Origin of the sequence: Deinococcus sp. LM3 (assembly GCF_002017875.1) — a bacterium.
GTDB lineage: Bacteria > Deinococcota > Deinococci > Deinococcales > Deinococcaceae > Deinococcus.
In genome coordinates, this window is sequence record NZ_MUFV01000002.1 from 224,699 (window position 1) to 244,329 (window position 19,631).

The window sequence follows — 19,631 nt, forward strand, 5'->3', positions numbered from 1 at the left end:
CGGGCCAGTCTACCCGCCCGCACGCCCCCACCCGGCCCGGCGGCCCTCAGCGCAGCTGTTCGAGGATGGTGGGGTCCTGGATCCTGCGGTCCTCAGCGAGCAGCAGCACCCGGCTGACGACCTCGGCGGTGCGCGGGTCGGGGTCCGCGAACGGCAGGAACACGCGGCCCTGGTGCGCGTTGTGCACGGGAATGATGCACAGGTACCCGCCCGGCTGGCGGTGCACGGTGCCGCTGCCCAGGTGCACGGTGTAGCGCGCGTGATGCCCGTCGATCAGCGCGTGGTCGTTCTCCAGGCGGACGTTGCCGAGGTTCAGGAGGCGCAGCGTCTCGCGCAGCAGCGCCGAGCGCATGGCGGTGGTGCTCTGCGTCGCTTCGGGGTCCACGCCGCCCACGTGCGCGACCGACACGACCAGATCGAGGTCACGCATGGTCTCGCTGAACACGCGCGGCGGCACCTGCGACAGGGGGAGCGGTTCGGTCTCGCCGCGCCGCAGGAAGTACGCGGCGTTCAGCGGCGTGCCCTCCACCTCGTTCGGCGTGCCGTACCCGAGGCTGGTGTCGATCCAGACGTTCAGGCCCTCGGCGTGCCAGGTCTTGCGGACGCCTTCCTCGGGTACCGGCACCCAGCCGCGCGCCTTGAGAAGGGCGGCGGCCTTGCCGGGCTGCACCTGATGCCCGTCGAAGCGGGTGCTGCGCCGCGCGTCCACCTCGGCGGGCGTGGGCGGGTAGTACTCGCGGAACACCTGCCTGAACGGCTGCGTGATCCGGCGGTCCATGACCTGCGCCTGGAAGACTGGCCACTGCCCCAGCGTGAACAGGTCGTGCGGGTGCGCCAGCCGCAGCGCCTGACGCCCGATCACCCGTGGGCCGCCGGGCGTGTCCAGGGTGTCGCCCTGCCACCACCCGGCGTGCTCCTCGTTCAGGATCCACACGAGGCTGCGCAGCATGGGCGCGATCACCGGATGCGCGGCCAGGTCGGCCAGTTCCTGCGGTTGCAGGTGGTCGCCCCGGACCATGGCGTCCTCCAGGGCGGCGCGCATGCGCAGACGCGTGGCGTTCAGTTCCGTCACGCTCTCGCGCAGGGCGATCACGTCCGGCACCTTCTTCAGGGCGGGCGGCAGGGTTTTGAGGGCCTTCTCGCCGCGCCGGACGGTCAGGCTGGCCTCCCCGGCGTCCGTCAGGGCGATGCCGAGCGTCACGCCGTCCACGCTGACGGTCCTCGTCCAGTCGGGTGCGGTGCGGGCCTCCATGGCCCACACGAGCCGCTGCGGGTCCGTGTACCCGGCCGTGCGGGCGAGGTTGTGCAGGCCGATGTCGGCCGCGCGGCGTTCACTGGCCTGCCGCTGCGCTCCGAACTGCCGCGCGCCGCGCCGGAAGTCGCTGATCACGCGGTAGCGGTCCGTCAGTGCCCGCGCCGCCGCCTTCGCGCGGGGCAGGGGCAGCAGACCCAGGGCGCGCACGGCGTCCTGGTTGCGCTTCTCGTCGATGCGGACGCGCAGGTCCGCCCCGTCCAGCTCACCGAGGACCGCGCGGGCGTACAGCTCGGCGCGTTTATGCCCGCCGCTGCTGCTGGCGTACTTCGCGGCGTCCAGCAGCGCCGCGAACCGCGGCGCGCCCAGCGCCCCGTGGGTGCGCCGGAACCACTCGACGTCCACGGCGCCCTCGGTCAGGTCGGCGGCGCTCAGGGGCGTGCGTTCGGTGATCTCGGCCTCCCAGGCGTCACGGACGTCCTGCGGGACGCTCCAGTTGCTGTCGCGGGTGTGCGCGTGCAGCCAGTACACGCCGTCCTGCAACCCCCGCCAGCCGAGCGCGCCGGACACCAGCGGCGCCCACTGCGGCGCAAACATCGCGAGGTCCAGCAGGCGCGCGTCCGTCAGTTTCAGCGCCTGCGCCGGCGCGCGGAACCCGGCGGGCGTGTCGCCGGGCAGCGGGAACGACACCCGGATCAGGTGGCTGAACGTCACATCGCGGCTCTCGTTGCGGCCCTGATACCCGCGCTTCAGGGGATTCTTGCCCAGGGCGGCCAGCAGGCGCAGCGGCAGGTCCGCGCCGTGCGCACCCTGCAGGGCCAGCGCGGGCCGCGTGGCGGGCGTCTCCAGATCACCGCGCGCCAGTTCCACCTCCAGCACCCGCTCGCGCACGGCGTTCACGGCGCTCAGCCAGTCCGGGTGGGTGGGCAGGTCCGCCCGGACGGTCCGGCGCGTGTAGGCGCCCAGCTCACGGAAGTCGCTGCCGGAATAGTAGCCCCCCTCTTCCGGGCGTACCCCGATCAGCTGGTCGAGCAGGTCGTCGCGGTTCGCCCAGCCGTGCTCGTACGCGCGCAGCAGCAGCGCCGTGTCCGGCCGTTGACGCGGCAGCTTCGGGAACGCCTGCCCCAGGTGCAGGATCACGTTCCACAGGCGCTGCACCTGCTCCGCCGTCCAGGTGGCCCAGGCGCCATGCGGGCGCAGCGGATCGAGCAGGTCGCGGGGGTCCTCGCGCCGCCAAGTGTACTGCGGGTCCACGTGCACCTGCACGTCCACCGGCAGGTACGACAGGGCCGTCTCCCAGGCGTCCAGCGCCATCTCGGTGTCGGTGGGTGTGGCGTGCTGATCGTGCAGGGCGTCCACGATCACGCGTGCGAGGTCCGGGTGCTCCAGCCGCAGCGCGACGAGTGGCCCCAGCGTGCGGTGCAGGGTGCGGCGGCGCAGGTCCTGGCGCACCTCGGCGGCGTTCACGGTCGAGCGGTGCTCGGCCAGTTCGTCCTCGTCGGCGTCCTCCAGCAGGTCCTGAAGGCCTTCCGGGTTGAGGCCCAGCAGGTCCAGCAACTCGGCCTCCAGTTCGGTGGCGTCGGTCGTGGTGGCGTCGGAACTGGTGGCGTCGGAACTGGTGGCTTCAGGGCTGGCGGTGTCGGTGCCGTCCAGTTCGCTCTGTAGTTCGCTTTCGGTGGTGTCGTTGCGGGCGACGAAGTGCGCCAGCGTCCAGCGCAGGCGGGTCAGGTCGCCGTCCTGCGCGTCCGGGCGGGCGTTCCACCACGCCTGCCACAGGTCATTGAGCGGCATGGGTTGCCCGTCCCGGCCGGGCCGCAGGTACCAGGGGCTGACGTTGCCGAGCAGCACGGTCTCGCGGCCGTCCCAGCCGACGCCGGTCAGGGGCGTCTCGCGGTGCCCGGTGATCAGGGCGTCCAGGCTGCGCAGCAGGGCCGCGCCGCGCTGCAGGTCCGCCGGGTAGTCCCGCGTGCGCGCCTGCAGGGGCGCGGGGCGGGTCAGGCGGGCCGGGTCGAACAGGCCCAGCCCGTCGCGCAGGCTGACCTGCGAGCCGGGGTCCGTCAGGCGGGCGAGCAGGGTCTGCTCGGTGACGTTCTTCGGGCGGAAGTCGCCGGGCAGGGTGCCGCCCGTCTCGATCAGGAGTTGCAGGGCCGCCTGCCGCTGGTCGGTGTTCCCGCCGAGCAGGGTGTGGGCGCTGGCCTGCGCCTGGGCGGGGTCGCTGGCGAGCAGGCGGATCAGGCCGCGCCTCAGGTCGGCACTCTTGCGTTTCAGGAGGGTGTGCACGGCGCCGAGCTCGGCGGGATCGGGCGTGAAGTGCGCCATGACGGTCACGGCTTCCTGCGAGACGCTGCTGTTGCGGTCCTGAAGCAGGGTCAGCAGCAGGGCGCGGGTGGGGGCGTCCAGGAGCGCCTTCCCGGCCTGTTCGCCCAGGGCGCGCAGCACGGCCGTCTTGCCGTACACGCTCATGCCGTTCAGGTGCGGGGCGAGGACCGTGAAGGGCCGGTCGCCGCGCAGGGTGGGCAGGGCGTCCAGGGCGGACTCGCGGGCCGGAATCTGCCCCAGCCACGGGAACAGGATCGGGTCGTGCCGCGCAGCGTCCGGCAGGCGCAGGGCGTAGGTCTCGAATGCCTCGAAGGTGAAGAGGTCGCTGCCCGCCCAGCGGTTCACGGCGCTGCCCGCCAGCGCGGCGAGGCGCAGGTCCGGGTCGCGCAGCAGGGTCCGGCGGTCGTCGTCCGTGAGGAGTTCGGCGGCCGTCAGGTACTGCGCGGCGGCCATGCGTCTGGCGGCGTCGGCGTCCCCCAGCAGCGGGCGGGCGAGGTCGGCGGCGTGCACGGCGTCGCGCATGGCGAGCGTGAACAGCGCGAGGTACGTGTCTACGCCCGCCCCGGTCGTCACGGCGTCGCGGGCGGCAGCCGGGTCGTCCAGGAAGGCGAGTGCCTGCGTGAGGTGGGCGCGCACCGTCCTGACGTCGGTCACGTCGTAGTTCAGGCCGAACCACACGCACGCGGCGCGCAGGGTCGCGGCGAAGCGCAGCAGGTCCTCTTTCAGGATCAGGCGCAGCAGGCGGGTGAAGGCGTCCGGGCTGGCCTCGTCCACCGTCTCGAGGATCACCTGCCGCAGGCCCTCCTGGCGCTGCGCGGCGAGCAGCAGGCCCTCGGCGAGTGTCCAGGCGTCCTCTCTGGTGCTGCTCAGCAGGGCGCCGGGCACGTGGCGGCCCATGCGCGCCACCGGGTGCTGCGTGCCCGCCGTGTCACGCAGAATCTGGTAGACCTCCTCGTTGCCGTCGCTGATCGCCTGCCCGAGCAGCAGTCCCAGGCCGTGCGACTGCCAGGCGTTCAGCAGGCCCGCGTGCACCGCGAACCATTCGATGGGTTGCGGGTACTCGCGGGTGGTGTGCCAGGTCTGCCACAGCCACGCCTGCGCGTGCGCGGCGGCCAGCCGGTGACCGGGGGCGCGGAAGGCGCGGCGGGCGTACCCCTGCGGGTACGGGTGGCGGGTGAGCAGGGCGTCCAGCGTGCGGGCCGCCACGTCCGGGAACTGCGGGAAGAACACGGCCGCGATGATGTGCCGGATCTCGGGCGTGCTGGTGTGCAGGAGGTCCGTGACGGCCTGCTGGTGGCGCTCGCGCACCTGCGGGTCGCTGCTTCCCCGGTGGAGTGCGCCGAGCGGCCCGGCCAGTTCCGTGGGCAGGGAGGCCAGCCGCGCCTCGAATGCCGCCTTCCAGGGCTGCTGACCGGCGCGCAGCAGGTCCTGCACGTCCCCGCTCATCCGCCCGCCAGCGCGGTCAGGCGCACGATCAGCAGGGTACTGTCGGGGCGGATGGTAACGGGCGCGTCGAGGTCCGTGACCTGCTGCTCGTCGATGAACACGTAGTACAGGCCGTCCCGGAAGGCGGTCAGGGCGGTGCGGACCGCGTCGGGCGTGTGCACGTCGCCGCCGCGTTCCTGCGGGGCGACCGTGACGCGGCCCGCAGCGGCGGCGTCCTGCAGTTCGCGTTCGGTGAGGACGCGCAGCACGCCCACGCTGTCCTGACGTTCCCGGTACGCCGCGACCTCGTGCTCGACGAGGTGGGTGAGGAGGCCCGCCAGGGTGTGGGGGCCGTCCGGGAGGTCGATGGGGCGACGTTCAAAGGGAGTGCGGCGGCCGATCAGTTTCGTTTCGACGATCATGGGGAACCTCAGGTGGGGGAAGGGTGGAATGGAACGCTGTTCACGTTTCAGCCTAACCGAAACGTCACGCTATGTAAATAGCGTAATATGAAGGCCGATTCGGTGCCCGGCCCATGCCGATTTCCACTACCGGAACCCACCCACACGCGGCTGTGACGCGCCCCACGCAGCCTCTCCCCTACCAGAAGGCCACCCACCGCGCCACCACCGCCCCCCAAACCTGACTGGCCCCGGACCCATCCGCCCCGTGACAGCCGTGTATGGCAGCAAACGGCATCATGAACACCATGGAGGGAACGGCAGACGACACCCGGCGCATCTACTACCTGTGGGCCTGCGCTGCCGGACTGCTGACCACCACCGTCCTGACGGTGCAGGCCGCCACCAGCCGCGACCCGGAACGCCTGTACTTCCTGGTCACGCAGCCGCTCATCGCGCTGTTCTGTGCCGGGGCACTCCTCACGGTCTTCCTGCGCGCCGGGCACCTCGTCCGGCTCGAACGCCTCGCCCTGATCGTCGTCACCTTCGCCACCACGAGCCGCCTGCCTTTCGACCTGATCCTGCTCGGACGGCCCGCCCCCGGCGCGGAAGCGCAGATGATCATCGGCCTGCTGATGTCCGCCGTGCTCGGCTTCCTCACCATGGGCCTGCGCAGCGCCACCACCTTCGTCATGGTCCTGTACGCCCTGCACGCCACTCTGATCGTCCAGCACGAACTGCGCAGCGGCGGCCCCTGGATGACCACACTCGGCACGCAACTCGCCCTGGGCACCCTCCTGACGCTGCTCGCCGCGCTGTTCCATTTCCGCATCGGGTACGTGCAGGCCAGCCACGACCGCGACGCCCTGCACACCCTGGCCGTCACCGACCCACTGACCGGCCTGCTCAACCGCCGGGGCGGGGAACGCGCCCTGAACGCCCTGACCGCCGAACAGCGCCCCTACCTGCTGGCCGTCGCCGACGTGGACGACTTCAAACGCCTGAACGACGGGCACGGACACGCCGCCGGCGACCACGTCCTGCGCCTCCTCGCCGGCGGCCTCCAGCGGGCCGACACCGCGGTACGCTGGGGCGGCGAGGAATTCCTGATCATCACTGAACAGACCGGCCCCGCCGCCGAGACTGAACTGCGGGACCTGATCCGCCACACCCACGAACGCCTGCGCACCCAGGGCGGCCCCGCCCTGACCCGCCCCGTCACCCTCAGCGTCGGCGCGGTCCACGTCGCGCCCGGACAGCCCTGGCAGGACGCCCTCGCCCGCGCCGACCGCGCCCTGTACGCCGCCAAGGCTGCCGGCAAGAACCGGATTCACCTGGACAGCCACCCGGCCCCCAGCCCGGCGCCGCTCACGTGACGTTCACCTGAACAACCCCCCGCACACTGCCATGCATGCGCCCCCTCCTGCCGGCCGCCCTGATCCTCAGCGCGCTCCTGACCGCCTGCCCGCAATCCACGGCGCCCGGCGCGAACCTGCCGCTCGTCACCACCCTCGACCTCAGGGCCTTCGACGCGCAGCAGGGCACCCTCAAACTCCGCCCCGGCCGCAGCGGCGTCCTGTCCCTGGACGCCGAGCCCGAGTACGTGGCCGTCAGCGCGGACAGCCGCCGCGCGTACGTCACCCTGCAGGAAAGCAACGCCGTCGCCACCATCGACCTGAACACCGCCACCGTCACGGCCGTGCGCAGCCTCGGCCTGAAAGACCACCGCGCCGCCGGCAACACCCTGGACGCCAGTGACCGCGACGGCCGCATCAACCTGCAGTCCTGGCCGGTCCTGGGAGCGTTCATGCCCGACGCCGCCGCCACCTTCACCGCGCAGGGCCGCACGTACCTCATCACCGCCAACGAGGGTGACAGCCGCGACTACGGCGCCGCGTACCAGGACGAGGCGCGCGTGAAAACCCTCAAACTCGACCCCACCGCCTTCCCGGACGCCGCGGCCCTCCAGGCGGACAGCGCCCTCGGCCGCCTGACCGTCAGCACCGCCGACGCCGACACCGACAGAGACGGGGACGCCGACCGGCTCGTCGCGTTCGGCGCGCGCAGCGTCAGCATCTGGGACGCCGACCTGAACCTCGTTGCCGACACTGGCGACCTCATCGAACGCCAGATGGCCACCCTGCGCCCCACCACCTTCAACAGCGAGGGCACCACCAGCACCTTCGACACCCGCAGCGACAACAAAGGCCCGGAACCCGAGGGTGTCACCACCGGCGTCGTCGCCGGCCGCACCTTCGCCTTCGTCGGCCTCGAACGCATGGGCGGCGTCATGGTCCTCGACGTGACCACACCGGCAACCCCCACCTTCGTCGACTACGCGCACCTGAACACGCCCGCCGCCCGTCCTGACAGCGGTGACGCCGGCGACCTCGCCCCCGAAGGCGTGCTGTTCATCCCCGCCGCCGACAGCCCCGCCGGCAAACCCCTCGTCGTCGTCAGCCACGAGGTCAGCGGCAGCGTCACCCTGTACGCCGTCGAGGACAGCGGCCGCCTCACCCTCACCGGCCGCTACCAGGCGACCCCGTTCGCGTACGACAAGGGCGTCGCCGAGATCAGCGCCTACGACCCCGCCAGCCGACGCCTGTTCGTCGTGAACGGCCAGACCGGCGGCCTCGACATCCTCGACCTCTCCCAGCCCACCCAGCCCACCCTGAGCGGCCGCGTGGACCTGAGCACCCACGGACGCGCCGCGAACTCCGTCACCGCGCGCGGCGGCGTGATCGCCGTGGCCGTCGAGGCGACCGTCAAGACCGACCCCGGCCGGGTCGTGTTCCTGAACGCCGACGGCACCCTGCGCGCCCCCCCCGTGACTGTCGGAGCGCTCCCGGACATGCTGACCTTCACGCCCGACGGGCAGTTCGTCGTGGTCGCCAACGAAGGCGAACCCAGCGCCGACTACAGCACCGACCCGGCCGGCAGCGTCAGCATCATCTCGGTCAGCAAGGCGCTCGCCGCGAAGTAACACGCACTCCTGATACGGACTCCGTCCGTTTCGTTGACAAGCCGCCCATGCACCGGGTTGCCAACTCCACTCCCGAAGTCCGTTCTGCTCTTCGTCTGCAGATCAGCTCTACGCGTCGCGTCCGCTCGAACCCAGCGGCTTTGCCAGCCGTTCAACCGCAGTCCGACTGAATTCGCGTGACCGTGCGAAACCAAAGAACCGGACGCCCTCGCGTCCGGTTCCGCTCAGAAGCTGAGTTCAGCGGCGAGCAGCGGGACTGACGGTGCGGCTGGTGGCGGCGCTGCGGGCACCGAACACGCTGGCGGCGATGGTCAGGCCGGCGGCGAGCAGCCAGGCCCAGCCGGTCGTGCTGGCTGCCGTGCGGGCGGTACGTTCCGTCGCTTCGGCCACCTGCTGCGCCTGCTTCTCCAGGCGGTCCACTTCGGTCGTGACGACGGTGCGGACTTCCTCGGCCTGCGCGGTACTCAGTCCCTGCCGCTCCAGACGCGTGACGAACTGCTCGCCGGTCAGGGCGTTGCGGATCGCCGTCACGCGCGCCCCGGCGAAGTCGGTGACGTTGCTCAGGTCCTGCTGGCCCAGGTCGTACTGCGCGCGGCGGAAGATGCCGCTCACGACGTTGCTGGTGGCCTGCACCTGCTGCTCGTTCAGCTCCTCGCTGTTCCCGGCGATCAGGTCCACGATGTCGTCCTCGCTGATACCACTCACGAAGTCCTGCACGCCGCCGTTCTGCGCGGTGGCCGTTCCGGCGGCAGCCGTGGCGGCCGTACCGGCGCCCAGAACGTTCCCGGCGGCGGTGGTGGCCGTGCCGAGCACGCGGCTGGCGCTGTTGAAGGCGAAGATGGTGCTCAGCAGGATGATCATGCCGGCCGTGACCAGCCCGGTCAGGGTGGCGTCGTCATGCGTCATGGCGGCGATGCCGTCATCGTTGCGGGTGGCGGGGGCGGCGGCGCGCACGGCCGTCAGGCCGGCGACGTACGCGCCGACCAGCGCGGCGATGCCGGACCAGATGGCGGCGGCGATGCCCACGCCGGAGAGGGTCAGGCCGGTCAGGGCCGTGATGACGGTGCCCAGCGCGATGATGGTGAAGGTCGTGACGAGGCCCATCACCATGCCGGCGAAGACACCGCGCCAGGAGAGGCGGTGGGAGAGACGGTCTGCGTTCAATGTCATGAGCGGCATGGTAGGAGAAGGTGAGAACCACAAGGCCGTTCCACAAGACTGGTGGAAGGCGCGATGAAGCGTCTGCCAAGAAGCCGACTCCGGCGAGGATCCCCTCAGGCCCGCCTAAACGGTTGTTGCAGACCAATCAGTCCGAGCGGATGCGACGCGCAGAGCTGCCCGGCAGAGCGGAAGCGAAACCTCCCTCCGGACCTGGAGTCGGCTACCAGGGCGTGGGCAGGTGGAAGGCGAAACAGACGGCAGTCCGTATCGGTCGCTCTGGGATGTGCTCCTGCACCCTGGATAGAACTGGCAACTGGTGTCATTTTCCAAGCTGCACCGGTCCCACGCTCGGATCGCCCAGCTGGACCGGTCCCACGCTCGGGTCGCCGGTCGGGAGGGTGTGAGCGGCGGCCAGTCCGGTCAGGGCGGCGGCGGTGAACACGGTGCGGAGCAGGGTGCGCAGGATGCGGGTGAGGGTCATGGCGGCAGTCTGCGCTGATGGGAGGGACATGGGAGGGACACGCGCCACCCGCCCCGTGTCTCTGGCGGTGTCCCCACCGTGTCTCCGGTTGCCGCGGACACTGCCGGTCAGGGAGCGGACGTTCCGTGCGTCTGCCCCGGCAGGAGACCCGGATGACGCCCGACCTTCCCATCATGCCGCTGCTCACCGGCCCTCCGTGGCCCGCCCTGCCGCGCACCCAGGTTCGGAACCGCCGACCGGCCCTGGTGTGGACGGTCCGGGCGGGGACCATCCTGACGCTGCTGGACCTGGGCGGCGCCCCGGCGCCTGCCACCGCCGGGGCGACCTGCCCGCGACCGCCGCAGGGCTTCCTGACCGGGCGCGGCGGGCTGACCGGGTCCGGCTGGCCGGGCGTGTTCCGGCACGAACCGCCGGCCGGGTCCGGCCTGGCCGTGCGGAACGCGTTCTGGTCGGACGTGACGGCGGCGGCGCAGGCGGGGCTGCCGGTGGTCGTGGTCGCGCGCACCCTCGCCCCGGCGGACGCTCCCGCGCAGCGGACGCTGGTGGTGCGCGGCGGCCGGGTACTGGCGCGCGCCAGCCGGGCGGAACTGCAGGCGAGGTTGAATGCGCAGCGCGTCACGGCGCGCAGCGACACGCTGCGGTGCGCGCAGGTGCTGGCCGTTCCGGGTGTGCGGTCCGTCCGCCGCCTCGGCCATGAGCTGCACGTGACGGCCGACGCGCACGCGGGCGTTGCGGCGGCCCTGCGCACCCTGGATCCGCATGCACAGGTCTGCACGCGCTCCCTGACGCTGCGGGACGTCTTTCAGGGCCTCCACCCGCAGGCGGCCGGACCGGTTCCTTGCTGTCAAGCGGCCCGCCCGGAATCCGGTTGAAGCCTTAAAGGCAGTACCGTGGGCCCATGAACCTGACCACTCCGCTGGAGCACAGCGCCGCGACCTTCTGGCAGCAGTTCCATGCCACGGCCGACCCGGTGGAGCGTCGCCGCGCGCAGTTCTTCGCCCTGCTCGCCGAGGGCCGCCCCATGGGCGAGGTTCTTCAGACGACCGGCTACAGCCGCGTCACCGCGTACGCGCTGATCCGGCGTTACCGGGAACGGGGACTCGGGGCGCTGCGCGACGGACGGCAGGACAACCGGGGCGCTCCCCGCCTCCTGAACGACGGGCAGCGGCGGGCGCTGCACGACCGCCTCCAGGCCGACGCCGGGCGCGGCGTCCTGTGGTCGGGCCGGGACGTGCAGACGTGGCTCCGGGAGCAGTACGGTCTGACCGTGCATCTCGGCCGCACGTACGAGTTCCTGCGTGACGCCGGACTCACGCCACGCGGCGCGCGTACCCGGCCGGACGCCGCCGACCCGGCCACGCCCGCGCCGGGCCACACCGACTGAACGGCCGCGCAGTTCACCCGGACGCCGCGCATCCGTATCAGTCGCGGCTGATCACGTGCACGTCCACGTCACGGGTGGCGCGCAGCACGTGGCGGATGATGTCGCCGCGCAGGAATTCCAGCCAGCGGGAGCGGCTCGTCTCACCCAGCACGATCTGCGTGGCGTTCACTTCGGTGGCGTGCCGGACGAGCGTGTCGGCCACGCGGCCCTGCGCGGGCAGCACGGCGAAGGTGCCGCCGAGGGCGTGCGTGATCTCGCGGGCGGTTTCGAGCAGCCGGGCCTGATCCGCGCTCAGGCGCGGGCCGCTGACGGTGATCACGTGCAGCGGCGCGTGCAGCCGGCCCGCGATCTGCCCGCCCCGGCGGATCAGGCGCAGGGCGGTGCTCTCGGCGGCGACGGCGACCACCACGACCTCGTGCGCGCCCGGCGGACCGGGGGGCGCGTCGGCCTCGACGGTCTGCGTCACGTGCCGCAGCGCCAGTTCCCGCAGCGCAGTCAGGTTCGGCGTGGTGAAGAAGTGCGTCAGGGCCTGCTCGACCTTCTGCGGGGCGTACACCTGCCCGCCCCGCAGGCGGCGGCGGAGGTCCTCGGGTGGCAGGTCGATCAGGACGACCTCGTCGGCGTCGGCCAGGACGTGATCCGGGACGCGCTCGCGGACGCGGACGCCGGTCAGGCGGGCGACCACGTCGTTCAGGGATTCCAGGTGCTGCACGTTCAGGGTGCTGTACACGTCGATGCCCGCCGCGAGCAGGGCCTCGGCGTCCTCCCAGCGGCGGGCGCGGGCGCTGCCGGGCGCGTTCGTGTGGGCGAGTTCGTCGATCAGGACCGCGTCCGGCTGCCGGGCGATCAGGCCGGCGATGTCCGGTTCGCGCAGCAGGGCCGCGCCGCGCGGCAGTTCCAGCGGCGGGAACACCGGCAGGCCCGCGGCGGCGGCGACCGTGCCGGCGCGGCCGTGCGTTTCGAGCACGCCGATCACGACGTCCTCGCCGAGGGCGTGACGGTCGCGCAGGTCGTTCAGGGCGCGGACGGTCTTGCCGACCCCGGCGGCCATGCCCAGGAACACCCGGTGCCGACCGCGCCGGGCGGGGAGGTCCGGCGCGGGGCGGGTCAGGCGCACAGGGTTCGGCACGGGGTCAGCGCCGGCCGGCCGTCAGGTCGTCCAGGGCGAGGTTGACGCGCAGGACGTTCACGCGTTCCTCGCCGAGCACGCCGAGGCTGCGCGGCGTGACGTTCGCGCGGATGACGGCCTGCACCTGCGCGGGCGCAACGGCGCGTTCACGGGCGATCCGGCCGGCCTGGGCGAGGGCGGCGGCCACGCTGACGTCCGGGTCGAGGCCGCTGCCGGACGCGGTGACCATGTCCACCGGCACGGGCGCCGAGGCGCCCAGGCCGTTCGCGGCGCGGAAGCTCTCGGCGCGGTCCTGCGCGGCGTCCCGGAGTCTGGCGTTGGTGGGGCCCCAGTTGCTGGCGCCGCTGTTCTCGGCGTTGTAGGGTTGCGGGCCGCTGCCGTCGGTGCGGTTGGTCTGACTGGGGCGGCCGCGCAGGTAGCCGGGAGCGGTGAAGTCCTGCCCGATCAGCGCGGACCCGATGACCTGACCGTCGCGGGAGAGCAGGCTGCCGGTCGCCTGCGCGGGGAACAGGGCGTTCCCGGCGAGGGTGGTCAGGAGCGGGTACGCGAGGCCGCACACGGCGGTGAACAGCAGCGCGGCGAGCGCGGCGGAGCGCAGCAGGTGCGTCAGGGGCGCGGCAGGCATGAGCGGTTCAGGCGTGACAGGTCCGGGCATGACAGGCTCGGGGACGGCAGGTTCAGGGTTGGTCGGGAGGGTCATTGCACGGCTCCTTTCATCATCTGCAGGTGATCGGTGACCGGCCCGAGGGTCAGGGCCGGCAGGAAGGTCAGGGCGCCGACGATCAGCAGGACGGTGACGGTCAGGCCGCCGAACAGGGCGGTGTCGGTGCGCAGCGTGCCGCTCCCGGCCGGGACGCGCATCTTCGCGGCGAGCAGGCCCGCGACGGCCAGCATGGGCAGCAGCGTCAGGTACCGGCCGGTCAGCATGGCCAGTCCGGTCGTCAGGTTGTAGAACGGCGTGTTGGCGTTCAGGCCCGCGAAGGCCGAGCCGTTGTTGGCGGTGGCGGACGTGTACGCGTACAGCACCTCGGTGAAGCCGTGCGCGCCGGGGTTGTTCAGGCTGCCCAGCGCGGCGGGAAGCGTCACGGCCAGCGCCGTGAAGCCCAGGATGCTCAGCGGGTGGGCCAGGACGGCCAGCATGACGAGTTTCACCTCGCGCGCCTCGATCTTCTTGCCCAGGAACTGCGGCGTGCGGCCCACCATCAGGCCCGCCAGGAACACGCTGAGAATCAGGTACTGCGTGAAGTTGATCAGGCCGACGCCCTTGCCGCCGAACACGCTGTTGAGCATCATCTGCAGGGTGGTCACGAGGCCGCCCAGCGGCGTCAGCGAGTCGTGCATGGCGTTCACGCTGCCGGTCGTGGCGGCGGTGGTCGTCGCGGCGAACAGCGCCGTCTGGGTGATGCCGAAGCGGACTTCCTTGCCTTCCATGTTTCCGCCCGCCTGCGTGGCCGTGACGGTCTGATCGGCACCGGCGGCCGTCAGGATCGGGTTGCCGCGCTGCTCGGACAGCAGCAGCACGCCCAGGAACACCGCGAACAGCGTGAACATGCCCCCGAAGATCACCCAGCCCTGCCGGCGGTTGGCGAGGAGCCGCCCGAACGCGTACGTCAGCGAGGTCGGGAGCAGCAGCATGCACAGCACGTGCAGCGCGTTCGTGAGGGGCGTGGGGTTCTCGAAGGGATGCGCGGCGTTCATGCCGAAGAACCCGCCGCCGTTCGTGCCGAGGTGCTTGATGCTTTCCAGGCTCGCCACGGGTCCCAGCGCGATGCGTTGCGTGTCGCCCTGCAGGGTCTGCGCGGTGACGGTCGCGTTCAGGGTCTGCGGGACGCCCTGCCAGATCAGGATCAGGGCCACCGCGAAGCTCAGCGGCAGGAACACCCGGTAGATGATGCGGGTCAGGTCCACCCAGAAGTTGCCCAGCTGCGCTCCGGTCGTCCCGGCGAGGCCGCGCATGAACGCGGCGGCCGCCGCGAAGCCGGTCGCGGCGGACGTGAACATGAACGTCGTCAGGACCGCCATCTGCGAGAAGTACGACAAGCTCTGCTCGCCGCTGTACGCCTGCCAGTTGGTGTTCGTCATGAACGACACGGCCGTGTTCCACGCGAGTTCCGGCGCCTGCGCCGCGAGACCCGCCGGGTTCCACGGCAGCCAGGGCTGCAGGCGGATCAGCGCGTACGACACGAGCAGCATGACGAGGTTACACAGCACCAGCGTCAGGCCGTAGCGGCGCCAGTCCATACGCTCGGCGGGATTCACGCGCAGCAGGCGGTACGTGAGGCGTTCGGGGGCGGTGTGCCGCGCCCCGGTGAAGACGCCGTGCAGCAGTCGGCCGACCGGCACGATCAGCAGGCCGCCCACGGCCAGCACGGCGAGGAGTTGCGCGCCGGCACCCAGGCCGGGCAGGGTCAGGAAGTCCATCAGAAGTCCTCCGGGCGCAGCAGGGCGTACACGAGGTACGCGGCGACGAGGGCGGCCACGACCGCCAGGAAGAGGATCACAGGCGCTCCAGGGCGCGCAGGGCGAGCGCGATCAGGCCGAAGCAGGCCAGGGTCAGAAGAACGATCAGCAGGTCCATGGAGTGACTCCTTGAGCACAGAGCAGAGGGGGAATGACGGTCAGAACAGCGGCGTGATCAGCAGGTCCGTGACCTTGATCGCCACGAACGGCAGCAGCAGCCCGCCCAGGCCGTACACCAGCAGGTTGCGGCTCAGCAGCGACGACGCGCTCATCGGGCGGTACGGCACGCCGCGCAGGGCGAGCGGCACGAGCGCCGGGATGATCAGCGCGTTGAAGATCACGGCGCTCAGCACGGCGCTCGCCGGACTGTGCAGCTGCATGACGTTCAGGACGCCCAGTTCCGGGTAAGCCGTGACGAACAGCGCCGGCAGGATCGCGAAGTACTTGGCGACGTCGTTCGCAACCGAGAAGGTCGTCAGCGCGCCGCGCGTGATCAGCAGGCCCTTGCCGATCTCGATGATCTCGAGCAGTTTGGTGGGGTCGCTGTCCAGGTCGACCATGTTCCCCGCCTCCCGCGCCGCCTGCGTGCCGGAATTCATGGCGAGCCCCACGTCCGCCTGCGCGAGCGCCGGGGCGTCGTTCGTGCCGTCGCCCATCATCGCGACGAGCCGCCCGCCGCGCTGCTCCTCGCGGATCATGGCGAGCTTGTCCTCGGGGGTCGCCTCCGCCAGGAAGGAGTCCACGCCGGCCTCGCGGGCGATGGCGGCGGCGGTCAGGGGGTTGTCGCCGGTGATCATGACGGTCCGCAGGCCCATGCGGCGCAGCTGCGCGAAACGGTCACGGATGCCCGGCTTGATGATGTCCGACAGGGCCACCGCGCCGAGCAGGCGGCTGTTCTCGATCACGACCAGCGGGGTCGCGCCGCTGCGCGCGATCGCGTCGGTGATGCCGGTCAGTTCCGGCGGGACGGCCGCGCCGCGTTCCCGCGCGAGGTCCGCCACGCGGCTGCCCGCGCCCTTGCGGATGCTGACCGGCCCGCCCGGAGCGGGGAAATCCACGCCACTCATGCGGGTCTGCGCGCTGAACTCCACTAATTCGGCGCCGGCCGGTTCGGGCAGGTTCACGCCCCGCTCGCGGGCCAGGGCGACGATGCTGCGGCCCTCCGGCGTGGGGTCCTGCAGGCTGCACAGCAGCGCGGCGCGCATCAGGTCGGCCGGGTCCACGCCGGGCAGCGCGCGGAAGTCGGTGGCGAGGCGGTTCCCGACCGTGATCGTGCCGGTCTTGTCGAGCAGCAGCACGTCCACGTCCCCGGCCACCTCGACGGCCTTGCCGCTGCCCGCGATCACGTTCGCCTGCAGGGCGCGGTCCATGCCCGCGATCCCGATGGCCGGCAGCAGACCCCCGATGGTCGTGGGGATCAGGCACACGAGCAGCGCGACCAGCGTGACCGGCGCGGCGGGCGCCCCGGCGTACACCGTGAACGGGTAGAGCGTCACGGTGGCCAGCAGGAACACCAGCGTCAGCCCGCTGAGCAGGATGCCCAGCGCGATCTCGTTCGGGGTTTTCTGGCGGCTGGCGCCCTCGACCAGGGCGATCATGCGGTCCAGGAAACTCTCGCCGGGGCCGCTGGTGACGCGCACCACGATCCGGTCGCTCAGGACGCGGGTGCCGCCCGTCACGCCACTGTGATCGGTGCCGGCCTCGCGGATGACGGGGGCGCTCTCGCCGGTGATGGCGCTCTCGTCCACGCTGGCCAGTCCCTCGACGATCTCGCCGTCGGCGGGAATCAGGTCGCCGCTCTCGGCGACGATCAGGTCCCCGCGCCGCAGCAGGCCGCCCGGCACGGTCTCCTCGCGTCCGTCCGTGAGGCGGCGGGCGGTCACGTCCTCCCGCGCCGAGCGCAGCGACGCCGCCTGCGCCTTCCCGCGCGCCTCGGCCAGCCCCTCGGCGAGGTTCGCGAGCAGCACCGTCAGCGCCAGCAGCGCCGTGACCGTCAGCTCGTACGCCCACGGGCGGCCCTGCACGGCGGCCTGCACCGTCAGGATCAGCGTGACGACCGTTCCGACGTACACGACGAACATCACGGGATTGCGGGCCTGGGCGCGCGGGGAGAGCTTCCGGACGCTGGCTCTCAGGGCGGCGCGCAGCAGCGGCACGGCGAAGATGCCGGGCTTCCGGTCGCCGCTGGCGGGCGGTTCGGGCGGCCGCGAAGCGGGCGGAAGGGGGACGGAGCGGACGCCGGCACTCACGGGGCACTCCCGGCCGGACCGGGGATGACGCTGGGTCTGGTTCTCATGCCGGGCATGCTGCGCCGCCGGTCACGGGCCGCCCACTGGCCGCCTGACGCGCGCCCCTGGTCAGGTGGCCAGTGGGCGACCCGCCCAGGCGGACGCTAGTGTCGGGAGAGCGATCATGACGACCCTCCCCCCCGCCGCTCCCCACACCGCCGCTTCCCACACCGCGCCCATCCGGGACAGCCTGCTGTGGGGCCTGTCGCTGCCGCTGCTGCTGGGTGTGCTGCTGCTGGACCTGCTCACGCCCGCCTCACTGGCCGTGGGGACGCTGCTGTGCGCGTGCGTGGCGTTCGCGGCGCTCGGCGCGTCCCGGCGAATCACGCTGATCCTGACGGGCCTGTGCGTCGGCGCGAACCTGCTGGCCGGCGCGCTGAATGCCGACCGTGACGGCCTGGACGCCACCGCCCTCGCCAACCGGGCCGTGAGCATCCTGGCAGTGCTGCTGGTCGGGTTCCTGAGCCTGCGCGCCCGCGAGGCCAGGGCCCGCGCCGCCCGCATCGAGGAGGACGCGCGGCAACTCGAGCGGGAACGCGCGCTGCGCGCCCTGGCCGAGGCGATGGGCGGCCCGCTCGGGCAGGCGGAATTCGTGGACCGCGCCGCGCACGCCCTGCGCACCCTGACCGGCGCGGACCACGTCGAGATCGGCGCGGTCGAGCGGGCCTACCTGCGCGCCCCCCACGCCCTGGCCGGCACCGCGCCCGGCCGGCTGGACACCCGGCTGCCGCTGGACCTGCTGACCCACCCGGTCGGCGCGTCCGACGTGTGGGCCGTGGACGGCGGACGCGTGCAACTCGCGCGGCTGCGCCGCAGCGGCACTGGCACTGGCCCCGGCAGCAGCACCGAGGAGGCCGACCTGCTGATCGTGATCGGCGGCCCGCAGACGCCCCCGAACCTGACGGCCGAGGCGGTCCGCGCCCTGCAACCCATCCTGGACCGCACGGCGCTGCTCGACGACCTGCGCGTGCAGGGCGCGCAGCTGGCCGAACGGGGCGAGGTGCTGCGCGACCTCGTGTACGCCTTCTCGCACGACCTGCGCACGCCGCTGCTGGCGAACGCCATGAACCTGCGCGCCGCGCTGCGCGGCGGCTTCGGCCCGCTGCCCGCCGAGTACCTCGCCACCCTGGAAAATGGCCTGCAGGCGAACGAGGCCCTGCTGGACCTCGCCGATCAGCTGCTGCTGCTCGCCAAGTACGAGGCGGACGAACCGGACGCCGAACCTCAGGTCGTCCCGCTGCGCGAGGTGCTGCTGGGCGTCCTGCGGGACCTGGGAGGCCGCGCCGCCGAACGCCACGTCACGCTCGAACCGCACCTGGAAGGCGCGCGGGTCCTCGGTCAGCGGCACGACCTGCGCCGCGCCGCGCAGAACCTCGTCGAGAACGCCGTGAAGTTCAGCCCGCCCGGCGGCGAGGTGCACGTCACCCTCAGCGCCGCCGACGGAGAGGTGCGCCTGACCGTGCAGGACGAGGGGCCGGGCGTGCCACCCGCGCGGGCGGCGCGGCTGTTCCAGCGCTTCCGGGGCGGCGGGGCGGGCGGCGGCACCGGCCTGGGCCTGTACCTGACGCGGCGCGTCGCGCAGGCGCACGGCGGGAACGTCACGTACGCCCGCACCGGCGCGGGCCGCAGCGTGTTCACCCTGACCCTGCCCGCCGCGCCCGGAGGACCCCGTGCCTGACCCCGACCCCACGCCCGCCATCCCGCGTCGCCTGCTGCTGGTGGAAGACCACGCCTTCACCCGCGACGGCCTGCGCGCCACCCTGAACCTCGAACCGGACCTGCGCGTCACCGCCGAGGCCCGCAGCGGCGAGGAAGCCCTGGAACGCCTGCACGCCGCCGGACAGGACCCGCCAGTGGACGTGGCCGTGATCGACATCGGCCTGCCCGGCATGGACGGCATCCAGACGGCCGCCGAGATCCGCCGCCGCTGGCCGCCCGTGCGGATCGTGATGCTCACCGCGCACGACCTGCAGGCCGAGGTGTTCGCGGCGCTCGCCAGCGGCGCGGACGCCTACTGCCTCAAGAGCGCGCAGCCGGAACTGCTGCTGCTCGCCATCCGCGCCGCCGCCGCCGGCAGCGCGTACCTGGACCCGCAGGTGGCGCGGCACGTGCTCGGCGCGGTCCGCGCGCCCGGCACCCACTCCCCGCTCACGCCCCGCGAAACCGAGGTGCTGCGCCTGATGGCCGACGGGAACGGCAACCGCGAGATCGCCGCCGCCCTGACCCTGTCGGTCAGCACCGTGAAACTGCACGTGCAGGAGATCCTGCGCAAACTGCAGGCCTCCGACCGCACGCAGGCGGCCGTCAAGGCCCTGCGCGCCGGCCTGCTGTGAACGCTGCCCAGGAAC

General features: G+C 72.5%; 14 protein-coding genes. 6 read left to right on the forward strand and 8 right to left on the reverse strand.

Annotated features, from left to right (window positions below):
• Positions 1-46 precede the first annotated feature (46 nt).
• Complete coding sequence (locus BXU09_RS20995) at positions 47-5,017, reverse strand: DUF4132 domain-containing protein (protein WP_078305195.1); 4,971 nt, start codon at positions 5,015-5,017, stop codon at positions 47-49.
• Positions 5,014-5,418, reverse strand: a complete 405-nt coding sequence (locus tag BXU09_RS21605; protein ID WP_240501387.1) for a hypothetical protein — start codon at positions 5,416-5,418, stop codon at positions 5,014-5,016. Before BXU09_RS21605 ends, BXU09_RS20995 begins: the two co-directional genes overlap by 4 nt.
• 287 nt (positions 5,419-5,705) lie before the next feature.
• On the opposite strand from BXU09_RS21605, the gene BXU09_RS15225 reads away from it, so the two are divergent.
• On the forward strand, positions 5,706-6,773 hold the full coding sequence (locus BXU09_RS15225) for a GGDEF domain-containing protein (RefSeq protein ID WP_078305196.1): 1,068 nt from the start codon (positions 5,706-5,708) through the stop codon (positions 6,771-6,773).
• A gap of 35 nt (positions 6,774-6,808) precedes the next feature.
• Positions 6,809-8,380: a choice-of-anchor I family protein gene (locus BXU09_RS15230; RefSeq protein ID WP_078305197.1), complete on the forward strand. Its 1,572-nt coding sequence runs from the start codon at positions 6,809-6,811 to the stop codon at positions 8,378-8,380.
• Positions 8,381-8,617: 237 nt separating this feature from the next.
• On the opposite strand, the gene BXU09_RS15235 is transcribed toward BXU09_RS15230, so the two are convergent.
• Both BXU09_RS15235 and BXU09_RS21000 read right to left on the reverse strand, forming a co-directional pair.
• Complete coding sequence (locus BXU09_RS15235) at positions 8,618-9,550, reverse strand: hypothetical protein (protein WP_078305198.1); 933 nt, start codon at positions 9,548-9,550, stop codon at positions 8,618-8,620.
• A gap of 310 nt (positions 9,551-9,860) precedes the next feature.
• Entirely contained in the window at positions 9,861-10,022 is a 162-nt protein-coding gene (locus tag BXU09_RS21000; protein ID WP_168174631.1) for a hypothetical protein, read from the reverse strand.
• Between the two features lie 152 nt (positions 10,023-10,174).
• Here BXU09_RS21000 and BXU09_RS15240 point away from each other — a divergent pair, with 152 nt between their 5' ends.
• Positions 10,175-10,894, forward strand: a complete 720-nt coding sequence (locus BXU09_RS15240) for a hypothetical protein (RefSeq protein WP_078305199.1) — start codon at positions 10,175-10,177, stop codon at positions 10,892-10,894.
• Between the two features lie 26 nt (positions 10,895-10,920).
• Positions 10,921-11,406, forward strand: a complete 486-nt coding sequence (locus BXU09_RS15245; protein ID WP_078305200.1) for a winged helix-turn-helix domain-containing protein — start codon at positions 10,921-10,923, stop codon at positions 11,404-11,406.
• A 37-nt stretch (positions 11,407-11,443) separates the two neighbouring features.
• Here the strand turns inward: BXU09_RS15245 and BXU09_RS15250 are convergent, their stop codons facing one another.
• The 4 genes from BXU09_RS15250 to kdpB form a co-directional block, all read right to left on the reverse strand.
• Positions 11,444-12,535, reverse strand: coding sequence for a universal stress protein (locus BXU09_RS15250; protein ID WP_078305201.1), 1,092 nt, complete (start codon positions 12,533-12,535; stop codon positions 11,444-11,446).
• 4 nt (positions 12,536-12,539) lie between these two features.
• Positions 12,540-13,235 carry a potassium-transporting ATPase subunit KdpC gene (gene kdpC / locus BXU09_RS15255; RefSeq protein ID WP_240501388.1) on the reverse strand — a complete coding sequence of 232 codons (696 nt, stop codon included), beginning with the start codon at positions 13,233-13,235 and terminating at the stop codon, positions 12,540-12,542.
• On the reverse strand, positions 13,232-14,956 hold the full coding sequence (gene kdpA / locus BXU09_RS15260; RefSeq protein WP_078305203.1) for a potassium-transporting ATPase subunit KdpA: 1,725 nt from the start codon (positions 14,954-14,956) through the stop codon (positions 13,232-13,234). Before kdpA ends, kdpC begins: the two co-directional genes overlap by 4 nt.
• A gap of 197 nt (positions 14,957-15,153) precedes the next feature.
• The gene (gene kdpB / locus BXU09_RS15270; RefSeq protein ID WP_144012290.1) at positions 15,154-17,160 is read right to left on the reverse strand and encodes a potassium-transporting ATPase subunit KdpB; all 2,007 of its coding nucleotides are present in this window, start codon (positions 17,158-17,160) and stop codon (positions 15,154-15,156) included.
• A 247-nt stretch (positions 17,161-17,407) separates the two neighbouring features.
• Between kdpB and BXU09_RS15275 the strand changes: the two genes are divergently transcribed.
• A complete protein-coding gene (locus BXU09_RS15275; protein WP_078305206.1) occupies positions 17,408-18,961 on the forward strand; it encodes a HAMP domain-containing sensor histidine kinase in 1,554 nt (517 codons plus the stop codon).
• A complete protein-coding gene (locus BXU09_RS15280; protein ID WP_078305207.1) occupies positions 18,954-19,616 on the forward strand; it encodes a response regulator transcription factor in 663 nt (220 codons plus the stop codon). The genes BXU09_RS15275 and BXU09_RS15280 overlap by 8 nt, the downstream gene beginning before the upstream one ends.
• Positions 19,617-19,631: the final 15 nt, after the last annotated feature.

Bases quoted from the DNA above. Each gene is read 5' to 3' on its own strand.
- BXU09_RS15275 (WP_078305206.1), top strand. From the start codon at position 17,408: ATGACGACCCTCCCCCCCGCCGCTCCCCACACCGCCGCTTCCCACACC.
- kdpA (WP_078305203.1), bottom strand. From the start codon at position 14,956: ATGGACTTCCTGACCCTGCCCGGCCTGGGTGCCGGCGCGCAACTCCTC.
- BXU09_RS21605 (WP_240501387.1), bottom strand. From the start codon at position 5,418: ATGATCGTCGAAACGAAACTGATCGGCCGCCGCACTCCCTTTGAACGT.
- BXU09_RS15235 (WP_078305198.1), bottom strand. From the start codon at position 9,550: ATGACATTGAACGCAGACCGTCTCTCCCACCGCCTCTCCTGGCGCGGT.
- kdpC (WP_240501388.1), bottom strand. From the start codon at position 13,235: ATGACCCTCCCGACCAACCCTGAACCTGCCGTCCCCGAGCCTGTCATG.
- BXU09_RS15240 (WP_078305199.1), top strand. From the start codon at position 10,175: ATGACGCCCGACCTTCCCATCATGCCGCTGCTCACCGGCCCTCCGTGG.
- BXU09_RS21000 (WP_168174631.1), bottom strand. From the start codon at position 10,022: ATGACCCTCACCCGCATCCTGCGCACCCTGCTCCGCACCGTGTTCACC.
- BXU09_RS20995 (WP_078305195.1), bottom strand. From the start codon at position 5,017: ATGAGCGGGGACGTGCAGGACCTGCTGCGCGCCGGTCAGCAGCCCTGG.
- BXU09_RS15245 (WP_078305200.1), top strand. From the start codon at position 10,921: ATGAACCTGACCACTCCGCTGGAGCACAGCGCCGCGACCTTCTGGCAG.
- BXU09_RS15230 (WP_078305197.1), top strand. From the start codon at position 6,809: ATGCGCCCCCTCCTGCCGGCCGCCCTGATCCTCAGCGCGCTCCTGACC.
- BXU09_RS15225 (WP_078305196.1), top strand. From the start codon at position 5,706: ATGGAGGGAACGGCAGACGACACCCGGCGCATCTACTACCTGTGGGCC.